Source organism: Muricoprocola aceti (assembly GCF_025567005.1).
GTDB lineage: Bacteria > Bacillota > Clostridia > Lachnospirales > Lachnospiraceae > Marvinbryantia > Marvinbryantia aceti.
In genome coordinates this window covers 22,210-38,190 of record NZ_JAOQKE010000026.1, presented here as the reverse complement: position 1 = coordinate 38,190, position 15,981 = coordinate 22,210, and the positions used below count along the sequence as shown (strand labels likewise).

General features: G+C 33.7%; 16 protein-coding genes. All 16 read right to left on the bottom strand.

Annotation, left to right across the window (positions count from 1 at the left end; all coding sequences use genetic code 11):
• Positions 1 to 224: 224 nt before the first annotated feature.
• Positions 225 to 635 carry a GtrA family protein gene (locus tag OCV47_RS14400; RefSeq protein ID WP_262655755.1) on the bottom strand — a complete coding sequence of 137 codons (411 nt, stop codon included), beginning with the start codon at positions 633 to 635 and terminating at the stop codon, positions 225 to 227.
• A 14-nt stretch (positions 636 to 649) separates the two neighbouring features.
• Positions 650 to 1,360, bottom strand: a complete 711-nt coding sequence (locus OCV47_RS14395; protein WP_262655754.1) for a glycosyltransferase family 2 protein — start codon at positions 1,358 to 1,360, stop codon at positions 650 to 652.
• Positions 1,361 to 1,380: 20 nt separating this feature from the next.
• On the bottom strand, positions 1,381 to 3,219 hold the full coding sequence (locus OCV47_RS14390; protein ID WP_262655753.1) for a hypothetical protein: 1,839 nt from the start codon (positions 3,217 to 3,219) through the stop codon (positions 1,381 to 1,383).
• 32 nt (positions 3,220 to 3,251) lie between these two features.
• Positions 3,252 to 4,316 (bottom strand): acyltransferase family protein, encoded by a 1,065-nt coding sequence (locus OCV47_RS14385; RefSeq protein WP_262655751.1) that lies wholly within the window; start codon positions 4,314 to 4,316, stop codon positions 3,252 to 3,254.
• 10 nt (positions 4,317 to 4,326) lie between these two features.
• Positions 4,327 to 5,154, bottom strand: a complete 828-nt coding sequence (locus OCV47_RS14380; protein ID WP_262655749.1) for an NAD-dependent epimerase/dehydratase family protein — start codon at positions 5,152 to 5,154, stop codon at positions 4,327 to 4,329.
• Between the two features lie 8 nt (positions 5,155 to 5,162).
• Positions 5,163 to 6,563, bottom strand: a complete 1,401-nt coding sequence (locus tag OCV47_RS14375) for a glycosyltransferase family A protein (protein ID WP_262655747.1) — start codon at positions 6,561 to 6,563, stop codon at positions 5,163 to 5,165.
• Between the two features lie 15 nt (positions 6,564 to 6,578).
• The gene (locus tag OCV47_RS14370; RefSeq protein WP_262655745.1) at positions 6,579 to 7,490 is read right to left on the bottom strand and encodes a glycosyltransferase; all 912 of its coding nucleotides are present in this window, start codon (positions 7,488 to 7,490) and stop codon (positions 6,579 to 6,581) included.
• Positions 7,451 to 9,145 carry a glycosyltransferase gene (locus OCV47_RS14365; protein ID WP_262655744.1) on the bottom strand — a complete coding sequence of 565 codons (1,695 nt, stop codon included), beginning with the start codon at positions 9,143 to 9,145 and terminating at the stop codon, positions 7,451 to 7,453. Before OCV47_RS14365 ends, OCV47_RS14370 begins: the two co-directional genes overlap by 40 nt.
• A gap of 7 nt (positions 9,146 to 9,152) precedes the next feature.
• Positions 9,153 to 10,457 (bottom strand): ABC transporter ATP-binding protein, encoded by a 1,305-nt coding sequence (locus OCV47_RS14360; RefSeq protein ID WP_262655743.1) that lies wholly within the window; start codon positions 10,455 to 10,457, stop codon positions 9,153 to 9,155.
• A 26-nt stretch (positions 10,458 to 10,483) separates the two neighbouring features.
• Positions 10,484 to 11,263, bottom strand: a complete 780-nt coding sequence (locus tag OCV47_RS14355) for an ABC transporter permease (RefSeq protein WP_262655741.1) — start codon at positions 11,261 to 11,263, stop codon at positions 10,484 to 10,486.
• Between the two features lie 91 nt (positions 11,264 to 11,354).
• On the bottom strand, positions 11,355 to 12,230 hold the full coding sequence (locus tag OCV47_RS14350) for a glycosyltransferase (protein ID WP_262655738.1): 876 nt from the start codon (positions 12,228 to 12,230) through the stop codon (positions 11,355 to 11,357).
• Positions 12,227 to 13,225 carry a glycosyltransferase family 2 protein gene (locus OCV47_RS14345; RefSeq protein ID WP_262655737.1) on the bottom strand — a complete coding sequence of 333 codons (999 nt, stop codon included), beginning with the start codon at positions 13,223 to 13,225 and terminating at the stop codon, positions 12,227 to 12,229. The genes OCV47_RS14350 and OCV47_RS14345 overlap by 4 nt, the downstream gene beginning before the upstream one ends.
• On the bottom strand, positions 13,218 to 13,634 hold the full coding sequence (locus OCV47_RS14340; protein ID WP_262655736.1) for a DUF2304 domain-containing protein: 417 nt from the start codon (positions 13,632 to 13,634) through the stop codon (positions 13,218 to 13,220). Before OCV47_RS14340 ends, OCV47_RS14345 begins: the two co-directional genes overlap by 8 nt.
• A 1-nt stretch (position 13,635) precedes the next feature.
• Positions 13,636 to 14,337 (bottom strand): glycosyltransferase family 2 protein, encoded by a 702-nt coding sequence (locus tag OCV47_RS14335; protein WP_262655735.1) that lies wholly within the window; start codon positions 14,335 to 14,337, stop codon positions 13,636 to 13,638.
• A gap of 17 nt (positions 14,338 to 14,354) precedes the next feature.
• Positions 14,355 to 15,140 carry a glycosyltransferase family 2 protein gene (locus tag OCV47_RS14330; protein ID WP_262655733.1) on the bottom strand — a complete coding sequence of 262 codons (786 nt, stop codon included), beginning with the start codon at positions 15,138 to 15,140 and terminating at the stop codon, positions 14,355 to 14,357.
• A 417-nt stretch (positions 15,141 to 15,557) separates the two neighbouring features.
• Positions 15,558 to 15,968 (bottom strand): RpnC/YadD family protein, encoded by a 411-nt coding sequence (locus tag OCV47_RS14325; protein ID WP_262655731.1) that lies wholly within the window; start codon positions 15,966 to 15,968, stop codon positions 15,558 to 15,560.
• Positions 15,969 to 15,981: the final 13 nt, after the last annotated feature.

The following is a 15,981-nucleotide window of genomic DNA, read 5'->3' as shown; positions in this document are numbered from 1 at the left end:
GATCCTAGCGTCAGATCTGTAGTAAAATGCTGGCGTCTATCCTCTATGATTATGGCAGATTTTCGGTGGAAGTTAAATCCACCCTGTTATTAGGCGCTTACTATACATCAAAGCAGACATAATATCCGCCAACATTTATCAGTAACTATTTAAACAAAATACTGTCTAGCTTTCTCATCTATTAAAAATGCATTTTGTCCATTTCTCATTACAAAAGCCAAAATCTATTTGTGTTTAAAAATAATTAATTTACTTGCAATATAATTTAGCACAATAACAACTATATTGGCTAATGTCTTGATTGCTATATCATTTATTTTAATAATATCCACAAAAACAAACATACAAAGCCAATCTACTATGCCTGTTGCCAATCTACATGAAAAAAAAGCACTAATTTCTTTTACAATCCCTTTTATATCATCACATTCACTATGAAATACCCACTTTCTATTTGTAATATAAGCAAAAAATACCGCTACAACCCATGCAACGATTGTACTTACCATTACTATCTGATGTAACTTATATGCCATAAGCCAATATGTTATTATATTAATCAATGTTGTAAACACGCCAAATACCAAATATGCTAAAACATCTTTGTATTTACTATACATTTTTTTTAGTTTCATTCTTAATTGGCTCCTTACATATTAATTTCCTTCTTTAATTTTCTAAAATCGCCAACTGCTTTCCATCCAATTTTTACAATCTTTTTTATATTAATAGAATTAGTTCCCGCCTGTCGTGGTTTAAATGTTATTTCAATAAATTTAATTTTTTCTTTAAAATATGAAAAATACGTTGTTAGCATAACATTAGGTAAATTAAAATCTTCCGGCATTTTATTAATATACTTTTCTAATAATTCGCATTTCATCAATCGAAATGGTGCATTTGAGTCTGGAACTTTAACTCCAAATACCACTCTCAATATTAACAGTAACGTTTTCTCAACAAATTCTCTAATTTTCCCATCTTCTCTTTTAGTTCTGCACCCGATAACAGCATCATATTTATTTCTTAAATTCCAAAATTCTTTAAATTCTTTCGGATTAGTTTGTCCATCCGAGTCTGTTTGAAAAATAAAGTCAGCTTTATTTTTTATTGCATATTTATAGCCAAATAGTAATGTTTGCCCATGTCCTCCATTAGGCTTTGTTAATGGTTGTAATTGTGGTAATTCTGACTTTAATTCACATAATCTATCATATGTATGATCTTTCGAACCATCATTTATAATAACCAATCTGCTCTCCGTATTTATTTGTTCAACTACTTCATGCCATTCTTTTGCCACTTTTTCAATATTATCCTGTTCGTTATATGCTGGTATAATAATATATAATTTTTCCATTTTATTTTTACTAAATTTCTTTAGTATCCTCCTTCTTTCATGAATACTGCCCCAAATGACCCTATATACTTTGAAAAGTTATTTTTATTAATCTCATTTTCAAATTTTTTATATATAGTGCTATTATACTTCAAAGATGCTATTGCAATAAAATCATATTCTTCGTTAAAATTTTCCATTAATTCTTTTTCTGTCGCAACCAAATCAATGTGAACACAATTGTTATCACCAAAGAATTCATAATATGGCGATGAAAACTCATCCAATATCAACCCTTTTCCACCATTACTTAGTATATCTAATAATCCTGGTACTTTTTCTAAATCTTGATATTTTACAAGACTGGAATATAATAGCTTTCGCTCCGTTTTAGACATATGCAATGCTTTTTGAGGCGATACTGGAAAAGCTTGTCCTTCTCTAAAGCCCCTGATACTATTTAACGTCATTATAAATAACAGGGAAATACACATTATATTTTTTAAAATTTTGTTAAAAAACCCGCTCTTTTCTTCTAAATAATTATCTAACTTTACTAATGCTATTAATTCTAATGGCAATATATATGGATATAAATATCTAAATGACCATTCATACCAAACAGTTCCAATCAGTACATACAAGAATGCCATTGTATATGGTACAAATAAATATAGCTGTCTTTTATTTATCTTTCCTCTTAAAAAGTAGCATATCCAAAAAGTGATTAAAATTATAACAATTATTTCTCCTCCATATCCAATTCCTTTTGTTATTACCCAGTTATTACTACTCCACGGCTTTATTGTTTCTATAAGTTTTCCAGTCTCACAAAACCTTTCTATAATTCCTTTTATATTATCTCCTATATTACCTATTGAAATATTAACTTTTTCATTTAAAGCTCTTTTAAATGGATTATTATAAATAAATATATTTATAACATATCTCGCTGAAAAAATACATGCAATCAATATTCCAATTATAATAGGATAAATATTCCTATTTTTCACATATTTAAAATAATATATCACAAGGCTAATTGAAAAAAGACCTGCAATTGGAACAAGAGTTATCTTTGTTGATGCAGTAGCTCCTATGACCGCAATACAAACTAACAATAAAAAATTTTCTTGTTTCTCAATATATCGCCAAAAAATTACTATCATTAAACTGAGCATTATCAAAGATGCTAGGTCTGTCTTCATCGTCATTGCTAATCCCAAAACAACGGGCGTTGTAGATATATAACTTGCAAATAATATTTCTTTTTTTCCTTTATTGTGGAGCTCTTTACATTCTTCATAAACGGTTATAAAAATAAATAAAAATATTTCCACGTTTCCAATTAAAACGTTTGTATCCTGCCCTGTCATTATTAAATAATATAAGCCATTTATTTCACCAAACCATTCATTAGCAAATGTATTAATAGTAACTGTATTATAATTAACAAATAATGTTCTATGTTGCTGAATAAACGCTAATTTCGGCATTCCCTGAACCAATGTGTCATCTGTCATATCATAATAAACAATATTATGTCTAAATAGTAAAAACAACACGCATGAAAATATCAATAAGCTTAAAATATTATATATATCAAAATCCTTTTTTTCAGGAACATATATTTTATATAATTTTTTCAAATAAAATATCATTATAAATACCAAAAAATAAATTATAAAATATATATTCAAATTTTTTTCAGTTAAATTATTCGAAAAAGACAAAATAATCATTCCAATAAACATTACCAAATAACCATAAAGCCATGATAATGTTAATTTCATTGCCCCATCATAATATTTGCTAATAACAAAATACCCACTAATTAGAATCATAGTTTTTAGCAAAATACTCCACACTATTTGTAACATTTTTTCTCCCTATCTCTTAATCAAAATTTCTTTTACACTTTTTCTGTATTTCCATATAAATGTGTTTGTAGTTTTTTTTGTACAGGTTTTTCAACTATTTTATTTGTTATTAAAGCCATAATAATTGTAACTAAAATGCTAACTATCAGCCATAGCATCCTTGTTTTATTAATATTTATTGAAGTATTTACTAAATAGTTTGCTATAATTTGTTGAACAAAAAATCCATATAAATACATTCCATAAGAAATATCTCCTTTAGAAAAAACATTTGAAAAGTAAGCTTTAGGAGAAAATGCAAATGAAAAAACAAAATATGGAAATACCGTATATAATATTATTTCATTGACTATTTCGCCTCTGCTAATACATGGCGTAATTAACATTAAGAAACAGGCTAACTGTAAATTCAATTTTTCATGTAAATTTGATATCGCATATAACATTCCAATGAAATAGTAAGGCACCAAAGCCATTGCGGATGCCCAATCCGTTTGATAATATATGCATGTCCATGTAGGAAAACATAATAGGTGAAGTAACTGAAACAAACATACTCCCACAGTAATAGTATATAATAAAATATGTTTCTTCTCTTTATCCAATTTCAAAACCTTAATAACTATAGGAATCACTATATATAATCCCACTTCTACAGGCAACGTCCATAGTGATCCATTTACTGCATTTGGGTAAATATTATTTTGAAATACTCCTGGTAGAAAATATTCAATACAAAAAATAATATTTTTCAAATATTTCCATGTAACTGGATTTGTAAAATACTCTTTTAATGTTAATGTAGAAAGAAATATACCAGAAAAAAGAATTGCAATTATTGTATACACTAATAAAGGAGGTACTATTCTCATAAATCTTTTCTCTGCATATCTTTTAGGAACTGGATCTGATAACCAACTTTTGGTAATCAAATATCCTCCTATCAAAAAAAATATTTTTACACCAATTATCTGTATTCCGGTTCCCATTACAATTGGAAGTGAAACTCCCAATATATATGCCATATGTCCTGTAATAACCATAATGGCTGCAATAAACTTAATCATTGCAATATTATTATTTCGATTCTGTGCCAATTTTTCCTTATCATCCTTTCAAAATCTTCTGAATTTTTTCGTTATCTCCATATATAATTTTAGAATCATAAGGCCGCTCTTTAAATGCACCATAAATAAGCTTTATATCAAGTTTCTTTTCTTTAATAAATGCTTCTACTTTATCTTTTAACGCTACTGGCTCACCAGAACAAACATTTATAATTCCTGCTATTTCGTCTTGTGTACTTGCTGCCACAATCTGTCTTGCTAATTCATCAATACTGATAAAGTCATATTGAGTTACACCTGTAGTAAATGGGAATTCTTTTTTTCCCTCATTTGCAGTCTGCAGTAATTTAGAAAAGATAGAATTATTTTTCAAATCATCTCCTATAATATAATAAGCTCTTAGCCAATAGATATTTACATCCTTATCTTTTGCATACAACAAAAGGGACTGTCTTAAAGTATTTTTAGCAACTCCATACAGAGATAATGGATTGCATGGTGTATTCTCATCAATTTTTCCTTCCCAATACCCTACCTCATGCATAGTTCCCATAACTGCAATTCTTTTACACCCTGCATCAATTAAATTTTTGAGAAATTCAAAATGCTTTGAAAGATTCTCAATATGCTTTGGTGAGTTATGCACAAATCCATCCTGCCATGCTAAATGAATACACAAATCTGGTCGTCCACACTGTTCATAAATATTCTTATCTCCTGAAAATATATTAACTTTTGAAATCTCAGCTTTAGGATCTATTCCATCGTACCTCAAATCAGATGCTATAACTTCATGTCCATGATTTATAAGTTCTTTCACAACATGATTTCCCATATATCCAGCAGCTCCTGTTACTAAAACTCTCATAATACCTCCTAAAATAGTCCCTTTTTATGTAATCTTTGTTTTTTGGTTAAATTCTGCAAAGCAATGATTTTATCCACAAGAGTGTTTGCCTTTCTTCCATCCATAATACCTTGCTTAACTTTTCCCTTAACAGTTACTTTCTTTATCTGTCCATCCACTTCCACCAATATTTCTGGTCTGATTCTTGCGAACAAGATTCCTCCAAAACAATTGAATCCAGTATGAACTAATTCTTTCCTGCCAAATTCTTTTTCCACTCCGTTTTCATAAGTTATTATCACCGTAATATCTTCAATGAAAATGATATTGTTCACCTTTAGATCGACACGCATAGCTGACATATCGTTCAAAATATCATCAAATTCAAATATATATTTAAATTTAGGATATTCCTCTCTGTTTTTACACCTAATAATATTTAAATCATTAAATCCGTTTTCATTCGCATAATGTAAAACAGCCGGCATCTGTCCCTGCGCGTCTATAATGCCAGTTCCCTCTCTTCTCAAAGTATCCATAAGGCGAACCATCTGTTCCTGTGGCAACAACATCGCCTTCTCGGAAAACGATAATTGTATATCCGTATATGTTTCCCACCATGCCTGTTTATCATGTAATGTTGCCGATGTTTCAATATTTTCCCACATTCTGTAAATAGCTGTCGACTCCTGAATATCTGTTACTCCACATACTCCTGCCACACGCATGAAATATTCCCAGTCCTCCATAATATTCAGGCTGTCATTAAATTTTATTCCCAAATTTTGAAATACATTAGTCGGAAATGCTAAAGTCATTAATGGACATTTATTTGTTAAAAACTGTAATAACAGATTAAAATCACTGCAATAATCCGGTGATGGTTTAGTTTCCGCACGATATCCAAGCGCAGGAATATTTTTCCAGCCCTGTGAAAATGCATATGAGTGCAATACACGCCCATCATTTTCTTTAGCCGCCTCATAAAATGCCTCAGCCCATCCTTCAAATAAAATATCATCATCGTCGAATATAGCAATATATTTTCCTTGGGCATGAGAAAATCCAAAATTTAAAGGCTCTGTTCTCGTACCATTTTCCAATTCAAAATATCGTATCTTCTCTCTAAATTCATCTGCCTGATCATCTAATATTGTTTTTATTACTTTCTTTCCTTCCTCATTTGCTTTATGTGCAATAAGAATGATTTCAAAATCATTAAATGACTGTGCATTCAGGCAAAGAAGTGATTCTCTCAGACCCATTTCTCTTTTTCCTTGTGTTCTTACCAATACTGTTAAAAATGGTCCATCTTCTCTTTTTTTATTTATATAAGTTACCTTTGATTCTAATTCATTTAAGTATTGTTTGACTGCTGTATGTTCTGTCAACTCTGACAGCCATGCATATTCTGTTCTGTTATTATTCATCTGTTTTCCACCATCTTACCCTATTTTAAATCTCATTTCACAATAATCATCGTCCAAAAATCTTGCAATTTTATGATCCGGGTCAATACAGTCAGGCAGTTTATTTTCACTTTCCCTTTTCACAAACTCATTCACAGCTTTCTTTTCCGCTTCTCCTCCAACATTTTCAAACACTTTTTTCAAATGTTTCACCCTGTCAAAATTAGACCATTTATAAGCTAATAAAAGTGCAGCCTCCGCCGAATAATATACTTCTGCTCCAGTTGGCTTCCAGCAGGCATCCGTTGTCAAAGTTTTTGCATGATATACTACTGCATTTGGTACATAAACAATCTTATATCCTGCAAGTCTCAATCTCCACGAAAAATCTAAATCATCACAATACAAGAAAAATGTATCAGCATCAAATCCACCAATCTCATCATATGCTTTCTTTCTAAATATCGTACAAGCTGTCGATGCCCATTCTGTTTCTCCTGTTTTTTGGTCATATTCTTTTGCATGCTCCAATGGTGTTTGTCTCGCTTCTACCATTGCAATTTTTTCATCTTGGTCAAATGCATCAAACATATGAACCAAAGCTGAAGTTTCCAGTATTACATCCGGATTCATAATCAATATATATTCCCCATCTGCTTCTGACGCCATTAAATTATGGCCTTTGGCTGTCCCAGAATTAAAACCAAAATACTTATATGCAAATTCTATTTCATCTGCTGTAATCTCTTTAATATAATCTATATCTTCTTCATTAAAAATTTTCTCTGGTGATGCATCACCATATACTAATTGGGCTGATATTAAATTTCCCCTTTTTTTATATACCTTTACAGCCTGTACTAATGCTTTTATTGCTCTATATAATGATTGTTTCTCATTTCCATAGATCACCGATTGAATTTGAATTTTTCTTTCAATATTTGCCATAAATTATCCTCTCCATATTTTACTAAATCTGATACAGCAATCTTTATTATATACTGTTCATGTTTTTTTCTAACTACTTCTAAAGCCTGATCTAATTTTTCCTGCCGATTATTTTGAAATTCCTTATTAAACGGTACCCTGTATTCAGATGTCGTCTTCATGATACAGCTGAAATCCGTTTTTTGCATGTAACGAACCCAAAGATCCCAATCTTCTAAATAATCCAATGAAGTGTCTAATCCTCCTAATTCTGTAAAAAGTTCTTTTGAAAACATAATACACTGTATTGGAATATAATTATGATGACATAATTTTACTTTATCAAAAGATTGCTGATATCGTGAATTATACGCTTTTATTTCAAATTCATATGGATCTGTCGATTTAATCTCTATTGGCGTTTCAAATCCCAGAGAATATGCTGCCATATTTCCATCTTTTTCTAAAGCAGCCACAAGTGTTTCTACATGGTCTGCATAAAACACATCATCGTCATCAAGAAAGTTCAAATATTTTCCACTCGCTAATGTCATTCCAATATTTCCGGCAAAAGATCTGCCCTTTTTTTCTTCAGTCGCAACATATCTAATATTTAAATCACCAAACTGCGTTTTTATCATATTTTCAGCTGTCGGTTTACCATCTTCCACAACAATAATTTCTATATTATCGTATACTTGATTTCTCAAGCTTAGAAGTGTTTCTCTTAAAACAGATGGTCTTCCACAAGTTCTTACAATTACAGATACTAATGGTTTATCCTTCAGTTCTGTATATCTGTAAAAACTACCTATTCTTGTTTTCTCATAATCCCATCCATAAAATTGAGCAATCGTGCGATTCTTTTCTTTCGTTTTTCTAAAATACGGGACTTTTTTCCAATGTTCCAGAAATCCCTTCAAAAGTTTGGTTTTTGCTCCCGGAAACGGACTCCTGTTTAAAAATAACACTTTCCAGAATTCATAATACCCTTGTAATATCTGCTTTATCGTACCAAATCTATATCTTAAAAATAAATTGTTTTTTATAGATTCTATATATTGAACAGGCTTAACTTCATTCTTTTTTGCATAAGAATAATGATATAATGAAACATTAGGACAATATCTAATCAGATACCCATTTGCACGAATTCGCCAGCTTAAGTCTACATCTTCTGCATACATGAATATATTTTCGTCAAAGCCTTTTATTTGTTCAAATACCGTTCTTCGCACTGCAAAAGCTGCCCCAGACATCCAACTTGTTTCTCTTGTCACTGGATTGTAAATTTTAGGATGTTCGTATGGCAACTGCCGCATTTCCCAAGCCCCAATATTCTTCTCTGACAATATAATTTCTTTCTGTAATTCCGTAAATGTATTTTCCAGAATCTCGGTGTCAATATTTATAAAACAAATAATTTCATCATTTCCAAGAGCAGCTCCAACATTGTTGGCTTTTCCAAATCCAAGATTAGAATTTTCTTCTTTTATAATATACTTACCAAAATATTGTGGCTGGTAATCCTGTAACTTTTCTATTGTTTTATCTGATGAATGATTATCTACAATATATACATTAAGTTTTTCGCCAATATTCCATTCCCTATCAAGAGATATCAAACAATTATTTATCCACTTTTCAGAATTATATGTGACTAATACTATGTCCATTTTTCACCTATATAAAATATGAATTTTCTCTGCTATTTGCAAATACCTGTATTTTGCTTGGAATTTCAATATATGACGAATTATACCCGGTATTTACAATCTCTACCTGCCTTACGCCATGGAGCCATGTTAAAATCTCATGTTTTGATTGTGTCCCCTGTGCTACTGTTGCACAAACAACATATTCCCCATTCATAATCCTAGGCAACTGATAATGGAATTCTACTTCTAATACCTGTCCTTTTTTCCCCTTTATTACTTCTTGTTGATTAATAAAATTATTAATGTCATATAATGGTAAGCCTTTTTTATTTTCCATTATAAATCCAACTATAAGACTATCCATATCTTCCATGCATTCAACTACAACATGCGCTACATACTTTTTATCTACATACTGAGTATTCGCATAATCTCCTGTTTCTGTCGTAAAAAAAACAGATTTAATCTGGACTTTTTCATTATGAAATCTATCATCCACATGTGTTAAAACAGGATACTTTCGTTCCTCGTCTATCTCAATAATAAACATTTCTTTTCCATCTTTATCTTTTGTATGTGCAGAAACATATTCATATTTCTTTCTTTTTTCATCCATATACATGTCGCAGCCAAGATTAGCATCTCCAAAGAATTTAGGAGTTCCTTTTTCTAACCACAATACTCTGGAACACATCTGGCGTACACTTCCAATATCATGCGTTACAAATAAAATTGTAACCCCCTTATCTCTTAATTCTGCAAATTTCTTATAGCACTTATTTTGGAAAAAAATATCGCCAACACTAAGTGCCTCATCCACTATCAAAATATCTGGTTCCACATTAATTGCGACAGAAAATGCCAGTCTGGCAAACATACCACTGGAATATGTTTTCACAGGTTGATCTATAAAATCACCAATATCTGCAAACTCAACAATATTATCGACTTTCTTTTCCATTTCCTTACGATTATATCCCATCATTCTACCATTAAGGAAAATGTTCTCCATGCCAGTATATTCCTCATTAAATCCTGCTCCCAGTTCAAGCAATGCGGATATTTTCCCCTTTATCTCAACATCTCCTTCTGTAGGATTTAATACTCCAGTAATAATTTTTAGAAGTGTTGATTTTCCGGCACCATTAGTCCCAATAATACCAACTGTTTCTCCCTTTTCCACATTAAAATTGATATTATTCAATGCATTAAATTCTCTGTATCTTTTTTTACTTCCCAGGCTAAACGCATCAAAAACTCTGTCTTTTGTAGAAGAATATATTTTATAGGTTTTCTTCAAGTTCGTAATTCGAATTATATCTTCACTCATCCTTACTCCTTATTTCTATGCGAATCTTATAAAACATCTGCAAAATGTGGCTTTAATTTTTCATATGCCCTTACACCTGCAACAAACAAAATAATTGCAATTATCCAATAATACGCCAACATAGGTAATGTATTACTCATAATTCCTTTATGATATATTAAACTATCACGATACCCATTTACAATATAATAAAATGGATTCATCATAAGAACCTTCTGAATTGTTTCTGACATAATCCCTATTCTCCATACAATAGGTGTCAGCCAAAACAAAAGCTGTATAATAATGGACACAAATTGTAATGTATCTTTAAAAAATACCTGTAATGAAGAAGTCAGATATGCTATACCTGTACATAGCACAAACATGTATCCAATATAATAAACTAACTGAAGCCAATATATATTTGGAGCAATTCCATATATTATGCATAACAACATTGCAAATATAAGTAAAAATACTTGTATGAAAAATCCTGAAATGATCTTTGTTAGTGGCAAAATATCTACATTAAAAACAACTTTTTTCACTAAATATTTATAATCTACTACACCTGTTGTTGCATTCACAATAGCATCACTGATAAAGAACCATGGAACAATTCCTGTAACAAGCCATACAATAAACGGGATACCATCTACCGGCTCTGACTTAAACCCTATTTGAAATATAAACCAGTAAATTATTATTGTAACAATCGGTTGAATAAATGCCCAGCAAAATCCAAATAGTGACCCTGCATATTTTGTTTTAAAATCATCTAATGCAAATTGACACACAAATTTTATATCTATTTTATTCCTCATTTAAATATTCATACCTCTTAGGTACATTCCTTTCTTATTGACATTTAACAAAGCATAATTATAACATATCACATATTAAAATACAACAAAGCTACAATTTGATTACTTTCTTGTAAACTCCTGCTGCCTCTAATGTTCTCTCCATCCGGAACTTCATCTGTCTTTTCATACTTCCAAATGTTTTCCTGGTTGCTGCGCCACTCTCATGAAGTACCTGTACAGATGGATCATATACAATCTTATGTGCTTTCTTCTGACACCGATATGTCAGTATATATTCTTCATAATAGAACTGTGTTTCCGGTTCGAATGCCTTTACTTCATTCTGTATGAAGTCTTTAGAAAAGATCAAACACGCTCCAAACGGCACGATATCTTCATGTCGTTTTTTATACCAGTCTGCTTTTTTCGCTTTCTCTTTTATTTTCTTTTTTTCCGCAGACTGCTGCTGCAGATAAAGAATCGGATATAACATTGTGAAATTCTTCAATCCCAGACGATTCATGCGAATCGTATACTCTGCTTCTTCCAGTGTCCGAACTCTGGTATCCATCGGATTCTGATGTTCCTGATTCCCGGCTTTTATCACATCTGGCCCCAGTACTGCAAATGGACTTTCTTCATATATGCGATCCAGTCGTTCTGTGAAATCCTTCTGTGTGAACTCGATATCATTATTACAGATAATCATATATTCTGGATCATAATGTGATCTGGCATACTGATAGCCTGCATTATTGGCTCTGGAAAATCCACATTTTTCCTGCATCTGCAGAATCTGTACCTGTGCGCAGTCTCTGTATTTATCTTTCAGTTCCTGACGCTTTGCGTCCGGTTTTTGTGTATCATTGTCTACGATAATGACGCGCAGATGTTCGATATCATTCATCCTAAAAATAGAAGATACACAGGATTCTGTTACAGATAGGTCTCCATAATGCAGAATCACAAAACATGCTTTTATCATTTGCTACTCCTACATACTGCTCTTAAAAACGGATACAGCGCTTTCACACTCACCATCTTTGTCATACTCCACACCGCCATTTTCTGCATAAATGGCACATCTACTTTAGAATTCAGCTTTACCAGTGAATTCTTTCGATATTCTGGGAAGTAGGTCTTTATCATCCGATAGATATAATCACTTAATTCCCTGATATCTTCTTTTGCTGCCCCCTTGGCCAGCTGTATGAACGTGGCCATGATCCGCAAAGCAAACAGTTCAAAATTCTCCTCACTATTACAGATACCATATTCTCTGGCCTTTATCACTGCTTCTTCCACTGCCTGATATGGCAGCTTATAGGTCTTTAATCCCTGAAAACTGTGCATGGCAGAGGATGCATGCTGTACATAGTAATATTCAGACTGTGGCAGTGTCTGGATACATGGTGTCACACCACTGAAGAACAGACTGATCGGCATATCTTCGCCTCTCACTCCGGTGGCAAATCTTATATCATGGTTTATCCAAAGTTCTCGTTTGTATAAGTGAGAACAGACTGCTGAGATCCGGAATGTCCACTCTTCTTTGCTTCCTTTCCGGTATTCTCCCGGAACAATGTCCTGCAAGACTTTTTCCTGCTCGTCTACCATTTTCAGTCCACAGATCACCAGATCAGCATTTTTTTCTTCGGCCAGATTTACCAGATCTCGGATATAATCTTTTCCAATATAATCATCTGCATCTACAAAAGTAAGATAAGTTCCTGTTGCAGTATCGATCCCCCGATTTCTGGAAACGGATACTCCACTATTTATCTGCGTAAGCAGCTGTATCCTCTCATCCGCCTGCTGCCACTTTCTGATTAGTTCTTCTGTTCGATCACTGCTGCCATCATTGATAACCAGAATCTCCAGATTCTCATAGCTCTGCTCAGTGACCGACTGTAGACATTTTTCAATGTATGTTTCATTATTGTAAGCTGGAATGATCACAGATACTTTTGCACTATCCATGAAGCTTCTCCATTTCTTCTTTTTCTTCCGCTTCTACCTTTTCTACTTCAGTCTCGATTTTCTGTTCATGTTCTTCAGCTGTCTCATGACTGCGAAGCGCTACTTCCGCAGACAATACCGTAATCTTTTCTTCCAGCTGAGAAACAATAATCGACAGTGTAAATACCTTCTCAAACAGAATGATAATCATGATCAGAAAAACCAGATTCGCTGGTGACATAATTCCGATCAGATCTGTCAGCTTATATACGATCTCCGGGAATGCTCCCATCAGAAGCAGTACTCCTGCAAAGAAGATCCAGAAAATGGTATCTTCCATCTTCACCTTTAACCTGCGGATTTTATATAAGATCCAGATAACGGTCGCTGCAGAGGCCATGATCAACAATATTCTTAATGTTACTGACATATCAGCTCTCCTTTCCCCGTTTTCTTACCCACTGGAACAGGAAGATGGAGAACATCATCTTCATCATATACCAGATGGAGCTCTTGAAGTTCAGATAACTGACTCCGGCAATTCGCTCATGCATCTGTACCTGCACTTCCTCGATCTTCACTCCACAGTTCAGCAGATAAGCCAGAGTGTCCGGTTCCGGGCTGTAATGCATATCATATCCGAACCGTTTGATCATTTTCTTATTAAAAAGACGCATACCAGAGGTCACATCTCCGATATATTTTCCTTTTGTAGTAAGGAAAATAGCCGTTGTGATCAGCTGGCTGCCGATCATTCTGGAATTAATCGGTTTCCGCTCGGTCTTAAACCTGGAACCAATGACGATATCTGCCCCGGTCTGCTCCATACAGGCTTGCAGATCCTTGATATACATCGGATCATGCTGACCATCACCATCCAGTTGCAGTACGTAGTCATATCCATAGTAATTAGCGTAGCGCATACCGCTCTTAATAGCTCCGGACAATCCCACATTAATCGGCAGATCCAGCAGATTATATCCTCTTCTGGCACAGATTTTTCTGGTATCATCTGTGGAACCATCATTGATAATCACGTAATCATATTGAGGGTAGTTTTCGATGAGATTATCCACTACCCGTTCGATATTTTCCGCCTCATTATAAGCCGGAATAATAATCAATATCTTCAAACGTATTTCTCCTCTTGCTATTTTTCATAGCTTTTGTAACCTATTTTATAAAAATGCATCAGAAGCTTTACCACCGGCTTCGGCCAGAATTTTGCGAACATCTCCAGTTCTTCCTGTGTCTTCTCCTGATTTTTCAGGCAGGTCTTCGTGGTCGCTCCATCATGAATCCGGTAATAGAACAGATTCTTTGGAATATAAGTAAATCTTCCTTTTTCTTTTGCAATCTCCACAAACATTTCCCAATCCAGTGCGTAGTGATAACCAGACTGAAAAATACTCTCTCCCAGCATCGTTCTGTGATAACAGACCGATGGACAGCAGATTCCATTTCCCAGGGACTGTACTCCCAGCTTCACCCACCGCTGATCTGCCAGAAATGGCACTCGAAGGGGCAGCTTCATGATCTGCTTAATCAAAAGGCTCACATCCCATCGTACTTCCTGATGCTGATTGATAATCCGATAATCGGTCATGGCAATCAGGGTATTCGGATACTTCTCCAGATACTGATCCATATACTTCAGATAATCCTTATGGTAGATATCATCCTGATGGGTGATTGTCACATACTCTGTCCCGGCCTGATTATAAGCAAAATTCCAGTCTGCCTGCAGGCTGCTCTTGCCATCTCTCACATAATAGGGCAGCTGATACTTCTTCGCCAGATTTTCAATATAGGCACATGGTGTGGAGGTACATACAATCACTCTGGATCTCACCGACTGGTGTACCACCGACCGGATACTCTTCTCCAGATATGGAGATTCTCCATATGCACATACCGCAAATGTGTGACTGATCATAAACTTCTAAACCGCCTTTTGTATCTATTTACATAAACCATATCCTGAAAAATAATACTTTTTGCATGATATGGGCTATTACATTATAACAGAGTCTTTTGAAAAGAGAAACCCTGTAGTTTCTTAAAAATTAACCAAAAATTAGGAAATATCTGATATTCTGGCATTTTTATGCCAAGAATTTATAATTGCCTTGCCCTGAAATTTTCAAAAAACACAATTTCCGGGGTCAATTTATCTGGAAATAGGTTATACCACGAAAATTACCAAAAAGAAGATCTCCACTCCGGGGCTCCATATCGATAAAAACAAATAATATTGACCCCGGAAATCTCAAAAAACCATAAATGCGTGGTTACCAGACTATTCCACATCAGAAGAGCCACACCTCACGGCATGGCTCATCTGTATCAGTCACTATTCTATCCCAAATTCCTTCAGCAGTTGCTCTTTAAATTCTCTATCCTCTGTAGATCTCTTAAGATCATCCAGACGATTTTCTTCTAATAATCTGGCTGTCAGCGCTGCATTTTGTCTTGCTTCCTCTTCACGCCCACGCTCTATTCCACGTTCCATGCCCTTTTTTACTCCATCATCATAGAGCATCTGTCCAAGTCTCGTCATTGCCAATACCTCCTTTATTTCATTCAATTCTCCGGCACTTAAGAATTTATCTGCCAATGTATATAGCATCGCCATGGTCTTTTCTGCGGTAAGCTGCTTTTCCTGCTTCACGATCTGGATGGCTTCTTTAATAACATCCTTTCGACACATCTTACTGGTCATCAATGGAGTAAGTGTCAGATTGGCAAAGTCGTCTTCACTCAACGGTTTTCTGTTT

Coding starts and splice junctions, on each gene's coding strand:
- OCV47_RS14400 (WP_262655755.1), bottom strand. CDS start 635: ATGAAACTAAAAAAAATGTATAGTAAATACAAAGATGTTTTAGCATAT.
- OCV47_RS14395 (WP_262655754.1), bottom strand. CDS start 1,360: ATGGAAAAATTATATATTATTATACCAGCATATAACGAACAGGATAAT.
- OCV47_RS14390 (WP_262655753.1), bottom strand. CDS start 3,219: ATGTTACAAATAGTGTGGAGTATTTTGCTAAAAACTATGATTCTAATT.
- OCV47_RS14380 (WP_262655749.1), bottom strand. CDS start 5,154: ATGAGAGTTTTAGTAACAGGAGCTGCTGGATATATGGGAAATCATGTT.
- OCV47_RS14375 (WP_262655747.1), bottom strand. CDS start 6,563: ATGAATAATAACAGAACAGAATATGCATGGCTGTCAGAGTTGACAGAA.
- OCV47_RS14370 (WP_262655745.1), bottom strand. CDS start 7,490: ATGGCAAATATTGAAAGAAAAATTCAAATTCAATCGGTGATCTATGGA.
- OCV47_RS14365 (WP_262655744.1), bottom strand. CDS start 9,145: ATGGACATAGTATTAGTCACATATAATTCTGAAAAGTGGATAAATAAT.
- OCV47_RS14360 (WP_262655743.1), bottom strand. CDS start 10,457: ATGAGTGAAGATATAATTCGAATTACGAACTTGAAGAAAACCTATAAA.
- OCV47_RS14355 (WP_262655741.1), bottom strand. CDS start 11,263: ATGAGGAATAAAATAGATATAAAATTTGTGTGTCAATTTGCATTAGAT.
- OCV47_RS14350 (WP_262655738.1), bottom strand. CDS start 12,230: ATGATAAAAGCATGTTTTGTGATTCTGCATTATGGAGACCTATCTGTA.
- OCV47_RS14345 (WP_262655737.1), bottom strand. CDS start 13,225: ATGGATAGTGCAAAAGTATCTGTGATCATTCCAGCTTACAATAATGAA.
- OCV47_RS14340 (WP_262655736.1), bottom strand. CDS start 13,634: ATGTCAGTAACATTAAGAATATTGTTGATCATGGCCTCTGCAGCGACC.
- OCV47_RS14330 (WP_262655733.1), bottom strand. CDS start 15,140: ATGATCAGTCACACATTTGCGGTATGTGCATATGGAGAATCTCCATAT.